General features: G+C 42.6%; 15 protein-coding genes and 1 pseudogene. 4 read left to right on the top strand and 12 right to left on the bottom strand.

Features of this window, described 5'->3' with window-relative positions; translation table 11 throughout:
• Positions 1–14 precede the first annotated feature (14 nt).
• From LKD48_RS04645 to LKD48_RS04610, 8 genes are all read right to left on the bottom strand, one after another.
• Positions 15–452 (bottom strand): stage V sporulation protein AB, encoded by a 438-nt coding sequence (locus tag LKD48_RS04645; RefSeq protein ID WP_118614838.1) that lies wholly within the window; start codon positions 450–452, stop codon positions 15–17.
• The gene (locus LKD48_RS04640) at positions 449–1,078 is read right to left on the bottom strand and encodes a stage V sporulation protein AA (RefSeq protein ID WP_066557770.1); all 630 of its coding nucleotides are present in this window, start codon (positions 1,076–1,078) and stop codon (positions 449–451) included. Before LKD48_RS04640 ends, LKD48_RS04645 begins: the two co-directional genes overlap by 4 nt.
• 96 nt (positions 1,079–1,174) lie before the next feature.
• Positions 1,175–1,903 carry a SigB/SigF/SigG family RNA polymerase sigma factor gene (locus LKD48_RS04635; protein ID WP_308731359.1) on the bottom strand — a complete coding sequence of 243 codons (729 nt, stop codon included), beginning with the start codon at positions 1,901–1,903 and terminating at the stop codon, positions 1,175–1,177.
• A 2-nt stretch (positions 1,904–1,905) separates the two neighbouring features.
• Positions 1,906–2,388: an anti-sigma F factor gene (gene spoIIAB, locus LKD48_RS04630; protein ID WP_066557767.1), complete on the bottom strand. Its 483-nt coding sequence runs from the start codon at positions 2,386–2,388 to the stop codon at positions 1,906–1,908.
• A 41-nt stretch (positions 2,389–2,429) separates the two neighbouring features.
• Positions 2,430–2,747 (bottom strand): anti-sigma factor antagonist, encoded by a 318-nt coding sequence (locus LKD48_RS04625; protein WP_066557762.1) that lies wholly within the window; start codon positions 2,745–2,747, stop codon positions 2,430–2,432.
• 83 nt (positions 2,748–2,830) lie between these two features.
• A complete protein-coding gene (locus LKD48_RS04620; RefSeq protein WP_308731358.1) occupies positions 2,831–4,399 on the bottom strand; it encodes a tetratricopeptide repeat protein in 1,569 nt (522 codons plus the stop codon).
• Between the two features lie 26 nt (positions 4,400–4,425).
• Complete coding sequence (locus LKD48_RS04615) at positions 4,426–4,563, bottom strand: hypothetical protein (protein ID WP_227101808.1); 138 nt, start codon at positions 4,561–4,563, stop codon at positions 4,426–4,428.
• Positions 4,564–4,631: 68 nt separating this feature from the next.
• On the bottom strand, positions 4,632–5,567 hold the full coding sequence (locus LKD48_RS04610; RefSeq protein WP_308731357.1) for an ATP-grasp domain-containing protein: 936 nt from the start codon (positions 5,565–5,567) through the stop codon (positions 4,632–4,634).
• 125 nt (positions 5,568–5,692) lie between these two features.
• On the opposite strand from LKD48_RS04610, the gene LKD48_RS04605 reads away from it, so the two are divergent.
• On the top strand, positions 5,693–6,880 hold the full coding sequence (locus LKD48_RS04605) for a class I SAM-dependent methyltransferase (RefSeq protein ID WP_308731356.1): 1,188 nt from the start codon (positions 5,693–5,695) through the stop codon (positions 6,878–6,880).
• Between the two features lie 118 nt (positions 6,881–6,998).
• Here LKD48_RS04605 and LKD48_RS04600 read toward each other — a convergent pair whose 3' ends face one another.
• Genes LKD48_RS04600 through LKD48_RS04585 form a run of 4 tightly spaced genes read right to left on the bottom strand, consistent with a single transcriptional unit; the run spans position 6,999 to position 15,349 of the window.
• A complete protein-coding gene (locus tag LKD48_RS04600; RefSeq protein WP_308731355.1) occupies positions 6,999–9,641 on the bottom strand; it encodes a valine--tRNA ligase in 2,643 nt (880 codons plus the stop codon).
• A gap of 29 nt (positions 9,642–9,670) precedes the next feature.
• Positions 9,671–10,486, bottom strand: a complete 816-nt coding sequence (locus LKD48_RS04595; RefSeq protein ID WP_066557752.1) for a hypothetical protein — start codon at positions 10,484–10,486, stop codon at positions 9,671–9,673.
• A gap of 13 nt (positions 10,487–10,499) precedes the next feature.
• Complete coding sequence (locus tag LKD48_RS04590) at positions 10,500–11,780, bottom strand: DUF5716 family protein (protein WP_118614826.1); 1,281 nt, start codon at positions 11,778–11,780, stop codon at positions 10,500–10,502.
• A 14-nt stretch (positions 11,781–11,794) separates the two neighbouring features.
• Positions 11,795–15,349: a DUF5717 family protein gene (locus LKD48_RS04585; protein ID WP_308731354.1), complete on the bottom strand. Its 3,555-nt coding sequence runs from the start codon at positions 15,347–15,349 to the stop codon at positions 11,795–11,797.
• Between the two features lie 219 nt (positions 15,350–15,568).
• Here LKD48_RS04585 and LKD48_RS04580 point away from each other — a divergent pair, with 219 nt between their 5' ends.
• The 3 genes and pseudogenes from LKD48_RS04580 to LKD48_RS16495 all read left to right on the top strand — a co-directional run.
• The gene (locus LKD48_RS04580; RefSeq protein WP_308731353.1) at positions 15,569–15,838 is read left to right on the top strand and encodes a spore coat associated protein CotJA; all 270 of its coding nucleotides are present in this window, start codon (positions 15,569–15,571) and stop codon (positions 15,836–15,838) included.
• On the top strand, positions 15,831–16,070 hold the full coding sequence (locus LKD48_RS04575; RefSeq protein ID WP_308731352.1) for a spore coat protein CotJB: 240 nt from the start codon (positions 15,831–15,833) through the stop codon (positions 16,068–16,070). The genes LKD48_RS04580 and LKD48_RS04575 overlap by 8 nt, the downstream gene beginning before the upstream one ends.
• Positions 16,070–16,264 (top strand): annotated as a pseudogene (locus tag LKD48_RS16495) (manganese catalase family protein); the annotation flags it as partial. The gene LKD48_RS04575 and the pseudogene LKD48_RS16495, both read left to right, overlap by 1 nt.
• Positions 16,265–16,315: the final 51 nt, after the last annotated feature.

Here is a 16,315-nt window from a genome sequence, read left to right as displayed (position 1 = left end):
TTCTCCTTTTTGTTTTAAAGATTTGAGAAGTACAAATATGCGCCTAACATTTTTCCAATGCCAATTGAAAGCACCATCCATGGAATACCGCTCTGAATGCGTCCTCTCCTGAGAAGAATTGGAAATACATCTAATACCTCTGCTAGTGACATAATAAGCCCTCCCACAAAGATCCCCATAAAAAGTCCGGCTGCTGCCTCAAGAATTTCTTTTCCAGGCAGTGATGGCTGCAGTAAAAAAATAAGATTCCCCGCCGTTCCGCCTAAAATAACACTCCATTCATACAAGCTTACATGGCGGGCTGTCCTTGTGTGACCTGCCCACCTGGGCAAAATTCCAATTACTGTAATCAACGCAAATACGCCAGCAGAGGCTGCGGCACCTGCTGATAAGCCAACTAATACCTCTGCTGCCGCTTTTATTGCTGCAAACAATTTTATTTTTATACTCATACGCGCTCACCCCTGCGCTTTTGTTTGCTTTTTATGCGTTCATTCTGGTCAAGGATTGACTGATTGACAGTTCGTTCATACTCCCTAATCTCTACTTCAAGAGGTGTCGGATCCATCACGCGTTTTTTTGTTCTAAAATGATTGTAGAAAATCAAAATGCCAAGAAACAATCCCGCTGCATATCCACCCTCTAACCAAGTAATGGCAGTTCGCTCCTGCCCTGTCATCAGCCTGTGCAGATCACCAAATACCTGATCTACGCTGACGTCGGCATTAAATGTCATAATAGAAAATGCTGAACCAAAGAAGATCATCATACAGACAAGCACTACCTTAGTATACTCCCACACAGGTCTTTTTTTTCGCTCCTGCACATACTCAATAATAAAATCAGTTTCTCCAAGATTTTCAACTTGAACTGCCGGATACTCTTTTTGAATCAGCTGTGTTACCTTTAGGATATCTCCGACAGCGCGCTGCCCATAAACAGTCGTATAATGAAGTGCCTTGCAGTGTGCTTGAATTGATGCATTGGCGCACCATAAATCTCCCAGCTCACCAATGCTTACAGATGGCTGCGTCACTCGAATTTTCTGTCCTATTTTAATATATATAGTATCTGCCAAAACAAGCCTCCTGCCGCTTGTTCTTTTTTTATTTTGCGGCTATATTTAGTATGTGCCATTCGTTTCTTTTCATTCAATAGTAAATTACATTTAAAACTACATTTCCAAAAGCGCCCTCATTTTCTTTAATACACGTTTTTCAATCCTGCTGACCTGTACCTGTGAGATTCCAAGACACTTTGCAGTCTGCACCTGAGTCTGTCCTGAATAGTAACGCATGATAATAATTTTCTGCTCTTGATCTGGAAGCTCACACATTACTTTTTTGAGTGCCAGACGATTCACAAGTTTTTCCTGTTCATTTTCCTTTGACTCAAGGCGATCCTCAAGTAAAATTGCATTACCATCACTTTGATATATCGTCTTTTGAAGACTTTCTACTTCCTGTGAGGAAGACAGCGCTGATGCCAATTCCTCTGGTGCAATCTGCATAAGACTTGCCAGCTGACAGACCGTAGGTTCAATCCCATACGCAGCCTCATATTTAGCCTGCAGCTGTCTGGCACGCACCGCCGTCTCCTTTACAGTACGGCTGACCTTAATCATTCCATCATCTCGCAGAAATCGCCTGATCTCTCCAATTATCATTGGCACTGCATAAGTTGAAAAACAAACGCCAAATGTCTGATCAAAACGATCAATTGCCTTCATAAGACCAATACAGCCTATCTGAAACAGATCCTCCTGCTCGTATCCTCTGCCGCGGTATTTTTTCACCACACTCCATACAAGCCCTGTATTATCAAGCACTAGCTGATCTCTTGCCTGTGCATTACCATTGCGGGCCTGTTCAAACAGCTTTGACAAACACTCCAGAGAAAACACCTCTATTCTGTTCTCTTGCCGCCGCAGATTTTTTTCTTCATCTGTACTAACGTTCCGTTTCCAACTGATGAGGACACCTTTAAATCATCCATAAATGCTTCCATAAAGCAAAAACCCATTCCAGAACGCTCCGTTCCGCGTACAGATTGACTGTACATTGGCTCCATTGCTTTTTTGACATTTTCAATGCCACGCCCCCAGTCACGAATCTGAACTGTCAGCGTATCTTTTTCGATTGCACACACAAGCCGGATCAATCCTTTTTCATAAGGATAGCCATGCACAATAGAATTTGTCACTGCCTCTGATACTGCCGTCTTTACATCATCAGTCTCTGCCACTGTCGGATTCATACGTGTCATAAAAGATGCCACACATACTCTGGCAAAGCTTTCATTTCTCGAATCACTCTCCAACATAACCATCATGCGCTGCACACCCTCCTGCAGCCATTTGCCATCCAATTCTTTTTGTTGTTCTTCCATATCTCCTCCATCTGCAGCAGCTGCTGCGAACCTTACTCTTATTACAGTGTTCCCACCACCTGATACACACCGGAGATGCGAAGAAGTCTTCGAATTTTCGCATCCTCACCTGTCACAAGCACTTCACCGCCCATATGATGCATGCGCTTGTAGCGTCCAAGCAAAATTCCAATACCTGAGCTGTCCATAAAGCCAGTCTTAGAAAAATCAAAAATCAGCTTCTGCACCTTTCCAGCTGAAATATAGCGGTCTGTCTCCTCACGAATGCCATTGCATACATGATCATCAACCTCCTCTGGCAAACCAATAATCAAAACAGGTCCAGCCTGCATATATGTTACATTTTCCATTTTTTCCATTTCAAATTCCTTTCCCTTATTTTTTCTAACAAAAAAGACACAGAAACAACTTCGCTTCTGTGTCTTATCTTTCGTACATTTTTTTAATTTGCTGCTGGTTCAGCTGCATTTGGATCTGCCGCTGGTTCTGCTGCGTTTTGATCAGCCGCTGCATTCGGATCTGCCGCTGGTTCTGCTGCGTTTGGATCTGCCGCTGGTTCTGCCGCGTTTGGATCTGCTGCCGGTTCCGGTGCTGCATTTGGCACCTCTGGTTTTGCATCAAGTGACCGAAGTACCTGCGGTGCAATAGCATTTAAATTTACACGCGCATCCTGAATCTGAGGTCCAACTGGGAATCGCTGTATGTACTGCGTATACATGTCAATTGCAAGGTCGTTTTGATTTAACTCCTGTGCACTGACGGCAACATAAAAATATGCTTCACTGTATGATGGATCAAGCTCAATAATCTTCTGGCACAACTCTATTGCTGCCTGACGATCACCTTCATGCTCACGCTTCCAGATCGCTTTCTCGAAAATACGATCATTTAAGTGATTTTCCATTTGTTCCTTGATTGACTGATACATTTCTTTATATGTATCATCATCTACTGCATTTGCATCAAGCGCTGCATACAGATCAATTGCCTGCGCATAATCTTCCTCAACAAATGGCTTTGCCACTGCTAAAAGAGCTTGATATGCATTGACAAGCTGCTCACTCTCACTGCTGCTGTGCTGATAGCTCTCAGCATCCTGATCTTTCTCATTCTGAAGCTTCTCTAACTTATCTTCTAACTCTGTGATATCAGCATTTAATGACGCATACTTGTCTTCATACTGCTGAATCTTTGCCTGACTCTTTTCATCAAGCTGTGCCTCCTTGCCTGGCATAATAACATAATATAATACGCCAAGAGATAGCAAAAAGCCAACCAGCACATAAGCTGCTGCCGCCAGATAGCTTCCGTAGTCGCGCATGCGGACTGGGATGATTACTTCCTCACGCTCAAGCTCGCCTGCCACACCAATAGAATTCTTTTTCTTTGAAGCCTTATAGGTTGTCTCTAGCTCTCTCTTATAAGAAAGTGCACCTGGATTTCCTCTGTCAATCTCAAGGCAGCGGTCAATGACGTCTAATGCCTGATCATATTTTTGATCTTCCATATAAAGAAGCGCCAACAGCTGATATGCCTTTATCATTCGTGGGTTAACATTTATAACCTTCTTTAACTGAATGACTGCCATATCCTTTGATCCAGTTTTCGCGTATTCAAGTGCCTGGTTAAACTTTCTTATACTGTGATCTGCACTGTCTAATGACTGGCGGTTATCACGCATATCTCTTATATAGTCATCAGCAATATTTCCTCTGTGACGAAGATTTTTACTGATAACCCATTCCTTTAATGCCAGCGCTGCCTCACCCATCTCATAATAGACAAGTCCGAGCAGATTTCTGGCGCTTATATTTTTCTTATACAGCTGCAGACTAGTTCGAAGACATTCTGCCGCTCCCGTCAAATCTCTTGCCTTAGCTCTCGCCAGACCAAGATTATAATATTGATTGGATGCGTAAATAATCTTACGGTACAGTCTAATGTCAGCTCCGCATTTTGGGCAGGTATCCCGATCCGGGGACAGCCTGCAGTTACAAGCATAGCACTTCATGCATTCCTCCGTGTGTTTATCTTTAACTATTTCTTAATCTCATTCATCAGTTCCTGAAGGATGTCGGTAATATCTACCATCTTATCATTCAAGATGGCTTTTTCCGTTTCATCCACTTCAAGACTTGGCTTAAATTTAGCCAGCTCTTCTTCAAAATTTATCATACCTTTATACCTTTCTTCATATAGTCTTTAGGCCTTCTGCATCATAATACCTATTTTTGCAAAAAAAATCAACCCTCAAACATTTTCAGTATCGCATCACGATAGATTGCCTTCGCAGTGATGTACTGTTTCTCACCTGAGGAAGCAAAATGCTCCATCATGACACCAGCGTTGACCTCGAGTACCTTCCAGCCTGCCTCAGTTTTAATCATATCAATCGAAGCAAAACGGATTCCTAGTGCCTTGGCAGTTTTCTTTACAAGACTGACAAGCTCTTCCTCCAGATCTGGAATGGAAAGTGTGAGTGCGCTTGCTCCCTGTCCAAGATTGTGCTTCCAATTTAACAAATAAGTCTTACCTTTTTCCGGTACCTTGGAAAGCTCTACCTCATTTGGCACGAGAAAGCTGTGAATCTGTCCCTTTGCAATAGCCTCTGCCAGCAATTTGCCAACTGTTGACACACCATCACCAGTAAGTGACGGACGAATCTTTGAAAAGGCAAGGCGAATCTCGCCGTCTAATACAACAAGACGATATTCGCTTTGAATGTCTTCATAGCGACAAACCGCCATTGCCTCTGATGATTTATAGATATCAGAAGCGGCCTTCTCTAGCTCCGCCTGTGTCCTAACTTTAAAAACAAGATTGCCTCCCGTTCCATAATTGTCCTTGCAGACAAGCGTTCCCTTCTCTAGCTCTGCTAAAAGTGCTTTCCAGCTGCCTTTTCCTCCAGTATACTGCAGCATAGACGGTGCCATAAAACAGGCGTGATATACACTAGGAATATCTTCCTCCTTTAGTACCTCACTTGCAATGTTTTTATCATTGCATACCTGCTGCACAGACGAAGGATTTAATCCAAACTGATACCCCAAAATGAAGGCACGCTTTTGATCCTTTCTCAGACAAAATGCCCAGTCATAGGAATAGCTGCTAAGCTTAATTCCTTCTTCTGCGCAAATCTCATTTATTATCTTTACATAACTACTCTTACTGTTTTCCATTGTATTATTTTCCTCTTGCTTTTGGAATACTTGTATTATAAAATTAAATCTGTGAAATAGCAAGAACAACTTTTCGCAAACATACACAGCAGATTCTGTATCATTCTGCAGAAAGAAGGTTTTTTATGTCCGATCTACAGTCACTCTTTACTGACTGCCTAAACGAAACGCTTATAAGAGTCATTTTAAGCAATCCTTCGTCGAAGGATGGTGTCATTAAAATTTGTGCCCGTCCGGTGCTAAAAAATAAAACGTTGCTTTTCCAGATAGAAGAATATACGAAAACTCAGGTTTTTCATAAAAATTTGACTGCAGGTGACGCTGGCTCTTATTTAACAGGTAAACTGTCTTCTGATACTTCGTCACAAACAGCATCATTTAAAAATGCACTCGTAGAAACACAAAGCTTTACCGCCAATGTTCTTGTGAGCAAAAAAGGAACCATTACTATTAAAAAGAAAATGAATGCCTCGGCCAAACAGCCAAAAATTTCTCTTTCGCATAACCGCAAAAAGAAATATATTCTTGAAGAAGGTATTCCTGTACCATTTTTAATTGATCTTGGTGTAATGACACAAAATGGAAGCATCGTTAACGCTCACTATGATAAGTTTCGTCAGATCAACCGTTTTCTTGAATATATTGAAGATATTCTTCCCTCACTTCCTACAGGCCGTGAGCTTCGCATTCTTGACTTTGGCTGTGGAAAATCTTATCTGACCTTTGCAATTTATTATTACTTAAAGGTCTTAAAGGGATATCCTGTGCGCATTACAGGTCTTGATTTAAAGGAAGATGTAATTCGCCACTGTAACGAACTCGCTGTTAAATACGGCTATGATAAGCTTGAATTTTTATGCGGTGACATTGCTTACTACGATGGATGCAGCCAGGTCGACATGGTCGTTACGCTTCATGCATGTGACACAGCTACTGACTATGCACTTGCAAAGGCCGTCGGCTGGGGTGCAAAAGTCATCCTCTCTGTTCCTTGCTGCCAGCATGAATTAAATAAGCAGATGAAAAATGATCTGCTCTCCCCAGTACTCCATTATGGCATACTAAAAGAACGCATGGCTGCACTTATGACTGATGGACTGCGCGCCCAGATCTTAGAGGCGAATGGCTATCGTACTCAGATTTTAGAGTTTATTGATATGGCACATACCCCGAAAAATCTGCTGATTCGCGCTGTGTATAACGGACACTGTGCTGACAACAAAGCTCAAATTGATGAGCTTCTCGCTGCCTTTGATGTTAATCCGACGTTATATCGCCTACTATGTAAAAAAGATAATACTATCTCAAAATAGTATGATACCAGGGTCAAAAGCTCCAAAAGCCATTCGTGGGTATCAGTTGCACACAAAAAGCCAATCCCCAAGGCAAAAGCCTAAGGGAATGGCTTTTTAACTTTTCAGTGTATTTGATTTACTTCTTTAAAGCAGCCAATCTTTCCTGAACCTGCTTCATAGTTGCCTCATACTTTTCAAGCTTAGCCTTTTCCTCGGCAATTTTTTCTGCCGGTGCCTTGCTGATAAAACGTTCATTTGACAGCATGCTGTTAGAACGCTTTAATTCGCCTTCGAGCTTTTTCTCTTCTTTTTCAAGACGCTCAATCTCCTTTGCCACATCAACTAACTCGGCAAATGGCATATACATAGTTGCGCGTGCTGTTACAGCAGATACGGCATCCTCAGCGATTCCTGCCTTATCAGACTGAATCAGGACCTCATTTGCATAACCAAGTGTTGCAAAGAATATCTTATTATGTTCAAAGATTTCTCTTACCTTCGCATCCTCAGATACAACATATACAGTAGCCTTCTTGCTCGGCGGTACATTCATGGAAGTACGAACTGTACGGATCGCACGAACTGCCTCCTTCATCATCTCTACTGCTTCCTCTTCCTCTGCAAAGTTCCACTCTTTTTTGCTTACCGGCCATGCAGATACCATGATGCTTTCTTCCTCATCCTGCAGGTTGCAGAAAATTTCTTCTGTAACAAACGGAATAAATGGATGAAGAAGCTTCAAGGACTCAATCAGAACAGTCTTTAAGGTCCAAATTGCAGCTGCCTGAGACTTATTGCCATCGTCCCACAGACGTGGCTTAACCATCTCAATGTACCAGTCACAGAACTCTTCCCATACAAAATCATATACCTTCTGAAGAGCAATACCCATCTCGTAGCGGTCAAGATTTTCTGTTACTTCCTCAATCAGACTGTTGCACTTTGTCAAAATCCACTTATCTGCCATAGTCAGATCTTCCAGTGAAACATTGTCTGTTGATGCCTTTTCCATGTTCATCATGATAAAGCGTGATGCATTCCAGATCTTGTTTGCAAAGTTTCTTGATGCCTCAACACGCTCATAGTAGAAACGCATATCGTTTCCTGGTGCGTTTCCTGTCATAAGTGTCATACGAAGTGCATCAGCGCCGTACTTGTCAATAACTTCAAGCGGATCAATTCCGTTTCCAAGTGATTTACTCATCTTGCGGCCCTGTGAGTCTCTTACAAGACCATGAATCAATACAGTATGGAATGGCTCCTTTCCTGTCTGCTCGATACCTGAGAATACCATACGGATAACCCAGAAGAAAATGATATCATATCCTGTTACAAGAACGTCTGTCGGATAGAAATATTCGTACTCTGGTGTCTTCTTTGGCCAACCAAGTGTAGAGAATGGCCATAATGCAGAGGAGAACCAGGTATCAAGTGTATCTGGATCCTGTGTCATATGTGTACATCCGCACTTCGGGCAGCATGTCGGTGCATCCTTTGATACAACCATCTCACCGCACTCATCACAATAATAAGCCGGGATTCTGTGTCCCCACCAAAGCTGTCTTGAAATACACCAGTCACGGATTCCCTCCAGCCAGTGCAAATATGTCTTTCCATAATTTTCTGGAACAAACTTAAGACGGCCTTCCTTTAATGCTGCGATTGCCGGCTTTGCCATCTCATCCATCTTTACAAACCACTGCTGCTTTACAAGCGGCTCTACGGTTGTCTTACAGCGGTCATGTGTTCCAACTGCATGAACATGAGGAACAACCTTTACTAAAAGACCCATGCTCTCAAGCTCTGCTACGATAGCCTTTCTTGCTTCATAGCGGTCCATTCCCTCATACTTGCCGCCATTTGCATTGATGGTTCCGTCATCATTCATGACATTGATCTCTGGAAGATTATGACGCTTTCCAACCTCAAAGTCATTCGGATCGTGTGCCGGTGTAATCTTTACACAGCCAGTTCCAAACTCCTTATCAACGTAAGGATCTGCGATTACCGGAATCTCCTTATTAACGATTGGAAGCAGAAGCATCTTGCCTACAATATCCTTATAGCGCTCATCATCTGGATTTACGGCAACTGCAGTATCACCAAGCATAGTCTCCGGACGTGTCGTTGCAATCTCTACAAAACGACCTTCCTCACCTACGATCGGATACTTGATATGCCAAAAATGACCTTCCTGCTCTACATGCTCAACCTCGGCATCTGAAATAGATGTCTTACAAACAGGACACCAGTTGATGATACGGCTTCCCTTATAAATATAGCCTTTTTCGTACAGGCGGATAAATACCTCCTTAACAGCCTCAGAGCAACCCTCATCCATTGTAAAGCGCTCTCTGTCCCAGTCAGCAGAGGAACCTAACTTCTTTAACTGGCGCACGATACGTCCGCCGTACTCATCTTTCCACTCCCATGCATACTTTAAGAACTGATCTCTTGTCAGATCCTTCTTCTCGATGCCCTTTGTCTTTAAGTTCTGAATTACCTTAACCTCAGTAGCAATTGCTGCATGATCAGTTCCCGGCTGCCAAAGTGCCTCATAGCCCTGCATTCTCTTATAACGGATCAGAATATCCTGCATGGTATTATCCAGTGCATGACCCATATGAAGCTGTCCGGTAATATTCGGCGGTGGCATTACAATTGTAAATGGCTTTTTGTCGCGATTTACCTCTGCGTGAAAATATTTTTTCTCCATCCACTTGTCATAAATCCTGCCCTCAATCTCAGACGGATTATATGTTTTGTCCAGTTCTTTCATAAGTCTCCTCACTTCTTTGCTCTTTTTTCTTACTCGTCCATTACCATATGGCAATAGGCACGTTTTCGCTGCGTCAGATAATCCTGTGAAATCTTTAAATTGATTTCATTATCCTCTCCGATACTGCGCACAACAGTCTCCTGCTCACTTTGCTCCTGAAGACGTGTTTCAACCTCCATGTAATGGGCCTGCCATCTGGAAATCTGGCTGCTCGCCACGCATTCAAGCTCCTTTGCAAATGGCTTTCCTGTCTGAAGCGCCAGATAATACATTTGCTCTAGTATCTCTTCTCGCTTTAATTCTGCATAAGCAGCTTCCAGACATTCCATCGCCTCATCCGCATATCCCATGCGAAGATAGGCCACACCCATATGCTGCAGAATCTGACCATAAAATTGAGGCTTCTGCCGAAGATCTCTTGGCATCTGCAGTGTCTGGCTGTAGATCTGAACCGCACATTCAAAGCGCCCTTTATCAAGCAAAAGATCTCCTCTTTCCTTGCTGCGCTCCAAAAGGCTCTGACGGTTCATACGGTCAAGACGGTTTTGAAACTGCTGAATCTGGTTTTCTTCATAGTAACCAATTTCACGCATGATCATTACCAAAACTGCACCCATGTCAGCACTTGATCCGTAGAATTTTACAATTTTATCTGCTAATTCCGGCATATGAAGCTCAACTCTAAAAAAGTCAATGACCTCCTGACGGATAAAATCCTCACCGAGCAGATACGTATTGTTGAATATATAATAGCAGAATTCTTCCGCTGTGTAAATATGGATGCCTAGTTCCTTTACGTAGAGCGGATTCTCGGCAATGTCACCGCACTGAATATATTGTTCCATTCCCGATGCCTCCTTAATCTATTTTAATTTCTTTTTTAACAACAATACCTGATGACGGGAAAAATTCGCCAAATCCAAGATCCTGCACACGCACCATTGCTGTATGCTCAGATGTAAATGTCAAAATTAGACGAACTCTTGTTGTCTTGTTTGGCCTCTTTGGAAATGCATCTAGGCTGATGTTTTCAAATACAGTCAGCTTTTCACCTGTCTTTTTTATCTTCAAGCGAATTGAGGACGCCTCATCCAAAATAAGGTCGGCTGTTGTACGGCAATCATACCAGTTACTGCCTTCTTTTGCAAGCATCAAAACCTTCTTGCTGCCGTGCACACTTGTATCCATCCACATTGAGGCACCGACACGTCCCTCACATATAATTGTGTATGGATATGAATTTCTGCCGTGCAGCTCATTGTTTGCATTTATCACAGCTCCCTTTGCGAACACGTTGCTCTCATAAAAGATACCTTTTCGCACCTTTTTTCCGACTGCAAGCGCATTTAAAAAGCTTTTTCCCCATTCCTGGCAGTTTTCCATTGCCTTGCCGCTGACAAACAAAGAGCTTACACCACGGTGATCAATTATTCGCTCAAGATGCTCTCTAATTGTTGAATCTACCATCCTGCGATGAGTCTCATTGCTCATCATATCCTGCGACAGACTAGTTTCAAGCACCTGTCTTGTTGCCTTAATTACAGGCGGATTTACACTGCGAATCAAATTTAATTCATAGCTGCTAAGCTGAGTTCCAGACCAGTCTAAAAGCAAGGCTCTATTATCAAAATTCGCCTTTGGCTGACGCAGCACAAAATACAAATAAGCCTCTGTGTGATTGATGATGCTGACATTTTCTCTTGGTATTCCAAGGCTGTCCATACAATGGATAATGCTGTCCATAACTGCCGGATCAGTCTTTTCAAGCGTAAAGACAAGTCTGGCAACGCTTCGCGTGCCGCACTGCTCATAAACAGTTTCAAGAAGCGTTCCTATATAGCTTCCTAACAGCTGCTCTGGCTGATATCGCCTGTCGCCAACTGCTACGCTGCTTTTTTTTGTCAGCAGCGTCAAAAGCTTATCAACTACAGCTCCTCCGCCCTCAAGCACAGCTTCATAGGCTTCTTTTCCTACAAGCCATCCGTCCTGTCCCTTCTTTCGTCCGAGCGCCGTCTGAATGACTGTACGATTATCCGCCTGAGGAAAGCTTATGTCTGCCGGGTTCATGTTATCAAGACGGTACCGGCTTATTTTTGTCACATCATCGCATAAATCAAAACCTAATATCAGTTTTTCCATAATCTTTCGTCCTTTTATAATAACACATACAGTTCCTTGGCTGCCTCACGGTTTCGAATCGCTTTGGCGCATTCTGCCTTCCACTGGTCGTAATTTTCCTTTCGTTCAAGTTCAATCAGCTTCTGAATCTCACCGTAAATGCTGCCCTCTCTGCAATAGCACGAGGATGGATCAAGAAGTACTTCCTTAACCTCTTTTTCCTCATCGCCATCACCACAGCGCACACTTATCTGCACCATCTCATCTGGGAAGAGGAACACACCAGCTGTATAGATACCCGGATAAATTTCCTGCATCTCATATGTAACCTTCTTTCCTCGTGGAATCAGCTCACCGCGCAGCCATACATGACAATCTGGTATACCATTCCACTGCACAATAATGCGTCCTTCCATCTGATGCGGCAGCTCAATTATATCTTTAAGACCATGGAAGCATTTCATATAAATACCCTTTGCACAATAAGCATATAATAACTGCTCACATAAGTGTCTGCTTTTTTCTGACAGCTCTTTTTGTCTGCTGTACTGCTGCAGAATAGCAAGTGAAAAAACTTCTGGAAGATCCTGCTGCTCTATTAAAAGCTGCTCTAATGTATCCTGCATTTCCTGTGAAAGCACACTTTCCTTCATCAAGCTTTCGTGGCAGCGTACCACAAGCACTGCGCGGTCAAGCTTTCCAGATACACAATGTGACTTCTTGCTAATCTCATAAGCTTCCTCTAAATGATCAATTTTGCCTGTAAAAAGCATCTGTGTTACAACACGCGCTGCCAGATCTTTACTGTCTGCCTTTGCATCATATGCTGCGCATAAAAGATTATACATATCCTGTGTTGGTCCAACATAATGCATACAAAGATAACGAAGAAGTGTCTCATGAACCTGCTCTGCCTGAAGAAGACGCACACAAAGCGTTATAAGAGTTTCGCTGTACTCGTATAATGTCTCTGTAATACGGCGCACTGTCATCTTTAATAAGAGATCTGGACTAATGCCATCACTTCCATATGCGCTGACATATTCAAATGCTTCCTTGCTGTAGCCGCGAAGTATACATAGCTCAATCAGATAAACGCGTGTCTTTTTCGTCAGCTCACCAGGATTAAGTGATACCAGCCATGCGTCAAGCTCTCTTGTCTGTTCCTCATGGAAATAGCAATACTCAACCATACGCTCTGTCAGCACATGCTTAAAGGAACGTGTAACCTCTGCTTTTTCAAGAAGCTGCTTTGCAAGCTGCAGATTTTCCTGATTTGCAAAGGGCTTTGTATAAAAATCATCAGACTCCTTAATCATAAGCATAAGCTGCTCTGGAACTTTTTGTCTGCAGACAGCAGCTAGTTCCTCACGATACATAAGAAGTACTGTTTTCATATCTGGATCAGCATATCTGTTTCCATATGCATCCTCAAAAAGAATCGCTGCATCATTAGCATAAACAGGAATGCAAACCTCGCCACCGTTTATGCGCGCACTCTGCTCTGGGCGAAGCTGCGCATAATGTACAACAACCTTTTTTGCGTAAGAAAGTGTTGTTGTAATCTGTTTTGAAAATAAAAGTGTTATAAGCACATGACCTAGATGTTCATCAATAAGGCTTGGACTAAGCCAGTTGTCATAAAGCGGTACAAGCTTCGCATTGATGCGTCCATCTAAGAGCTGGCGAATCGCAAACTCATCCATCTGCGGCTCATATGCCTGATACATATCAGATTCCTTTGGAAAATGCTCCAAAATATATGTATAAAGATTCAATCTTGTATGATTATCCAAATCATTCTTAAATGAATAATATAAAAGAATGCTATTTGGAAGTTCACGATCTAAAATCTGATCACATATTGAAGTCATAAACGCATCATTAAGTCCTGTCAGATTGATCTCCTGTGCAATGCCTAGCTCAAACCAATAAGCATATGCAGGTGAAGTTTTTCCCATGCGAATCAGTGCTGAACAAATCAATGTCAGTACCTGATTGTCTTTGCAGCTGCGATACATTCGCTTCATTACATGATATAAAAGCTGCGCATTTTCAATACCTGCAAGAGGAAGTGTTAAATACTGCTTTGCAAGTGCCGCAGTCAGACATGAATAGCGAAGCATATATGATAAAAGCTGAATCCAAAATTCTCCTGTACGTCTGATTTCATCTGGATTTTCCCTGCAGATTTTTGCTGCATACGCATAGATAATAGGCTTTGCACCGTAAATGCGATACAAACGTTCACACTGTCTTAGCTTTTCAGCATCACTTAAATCACGCTCTGTCATAAGCCATACAAGAGAAGCGACAAGACTGTCTGTCTGCTTTTGCAATTCAAGTGCAGCTGACGCTGCCTCCTTTTTATCATGCTCCTTCTTTGTAAGCTCCCACTGTAAATAAAGCGTCATAAGATATTCTTCCTGCTGACGTTTTGTGCTGATGCGTGTCAAATTTGAACTATACCAGGCAAGAAGCTTCTTTGCTTCATCTATACGTTCCTGCTTAGCAAGCAGCCATACACGGTACAGGAAAAGACCTGAACTAGCCGGATATTTCTTCATATTTTCTTCCAGACACTGATCCATCTGTGAAAAAATCTCTGTTTCTTCGTGGCTCTCATTTAAATATGCAAGCAGAAGATGATACAGATAACGTACAACTGCCTTTGGCGGCCTGCCATCTGAACGCAGTGCATTCTTTGTGTTTTTTCCTTTATAATCGCGATTGACCTGAATACAAACTTCTAGTGTCTGCATTGGTGTTTCGATCTGCACATGCGCTGTATTACGCCCATTATGCATCTTTGCTACATCTGCAAATGCTGTCAGTACACCTTGCTGATTTGAAAAATCGCGCGATGTAATCTTTTTTTGAGGAAAAATAAGCCATGGCACATCTGTCTTGATTTGTGCCGCAAACCATCCCCATGTACTTGCTGTCACCACAAGCTCAATGCCATCCTGCGGCAGCTCCTCCTCGGTAAATGACAGCGTCTTGGCCTGTACTGTAAGCTGCACCGGCTTCTTTAACTCCATAGCAACAGCAAAGGCTTCCAATGCCTGATGCTCAGAACTTCCTTCAAGAAGTCCTTCGTAGAGAGCTGTGCGCTGTACCTGATCCTTCATAAAATCAAGCTCTTTAAATTTGTCTGATACAAATAGGTGACGTGCCTGTGACGGATTTTCCAGATAAAAAGCACCAAATTCTGTAAGTGTATGCGGCATTGCCTTTTGGCCTGACGCTTCACCTACACTGTAATGGTACTCAATCTTTTGCTCACCTGCATTGCCAACCACAACGACTGCACCAGTAATCTCATCGCCTGATTTTAAATCAATTGTGTTAATCTCAAACAAGACAGCTGCACTCTGACCAGCCGCCTGCTTTGTTTCTATTTTTACTCTTTCATTTGTTGAGTAGAAAAAGCCTTTAAAGGGTACTCTGTTTCGTACCCGGATCACAAGTTCTTTATTCTGCACAGTACCGGCTTCCACTCTTCCCTCCAGATATGCCGGTGAAAAATCCAGCTCTGGCTTTTTTACCAGCACCTCTCCGGCTGCCAACTGTTCGATCCGCTCCTTCAACCTTTTCTCCTCCTTCTCGTTTTCTTGTTTTTTCTGCCAGTATTTCTTCTAGCTTTAATTCTTAATTGTTCTGATAAGTGCAAATTCCAATTTTGCACATATGTTGTATTATTCTATCGCAAATACGAATAACAATCAAGCATTTCTATTGATTTTTTTGTCACGCAGTCTTTTTTTGTCATATCTTATATCAAGTACAAAGCACGCAAAGGAGTCTCTATGGACTACAATGGAAATAGAACCTGCATCCAACGCGGGAATTATCATAGAATGGCAGCAAACTGCTCTTGCGAAAATCGCACTTTTCCTGTTGAAGTAAATATTCCAAACCGCCCTGTCGGAATCTCTTATGTGACAGTACAGACCTTTGGCGATATTTATCCGCCGCAAAAGGCTCTGAACGTTGGAACAGTCTTTGCCGCCCTCGATTATCCCTTCACATCCACCTGCTGCTTTTCTAAACGCATGAAAGGAGGCGCGTATGAATAACCGTAATGTCTATATGCATGGTTTTGTCTGCGATGATGCTGCTCTCTTTTTGGATACTCATCCTGACTGTCCTCATGCACGTCATCTATATCAGGAAAATGCTGCACAATATAATCAGGCACGAAAACAGTATGCTGCTGCTGGCAAACCGCTTTTTCGTACTGATGCCGTATCTGACCGCGGTTGGAGCTGGACTGATGAACCATGGCCATGGGAAGGAGGTAACTGCTAATGTGGGTTTATGAAAAGCGTCTTCAATATCCTGTTAATATCACACAGACAAATGCCAAGCTTGCCCAGATAATTATCTCTCAGTTTGGCGGACCTGACGGAGAACTCGCTGCCTCCCAGCGCTATCTTTCACAGCGCTATACAATGCCAGACGGTATGACAAAGGGACTGTTAAATGATATTGGAACAGAGGAATACAGCCGTCAATTATTGAGATTGAGCGTGGATATTCTTCCTTATATTATA

The sequence above is a fragment of the Anthropogastromicrobium aceti genome, from assembly GCF_020687335.1.
Lineage (GTDB): Bacteria > Bacillota > Clostridia > Lachnospirales > Lachnospiraceae > Anthropogastromicrobium > Anthropogastromicrobium aceti.
The sequence above is the reverse complement of the archived record's forward strand: the minus strand, read 5'-3'. Positions and strand labels throughout refer to the sequence as shown.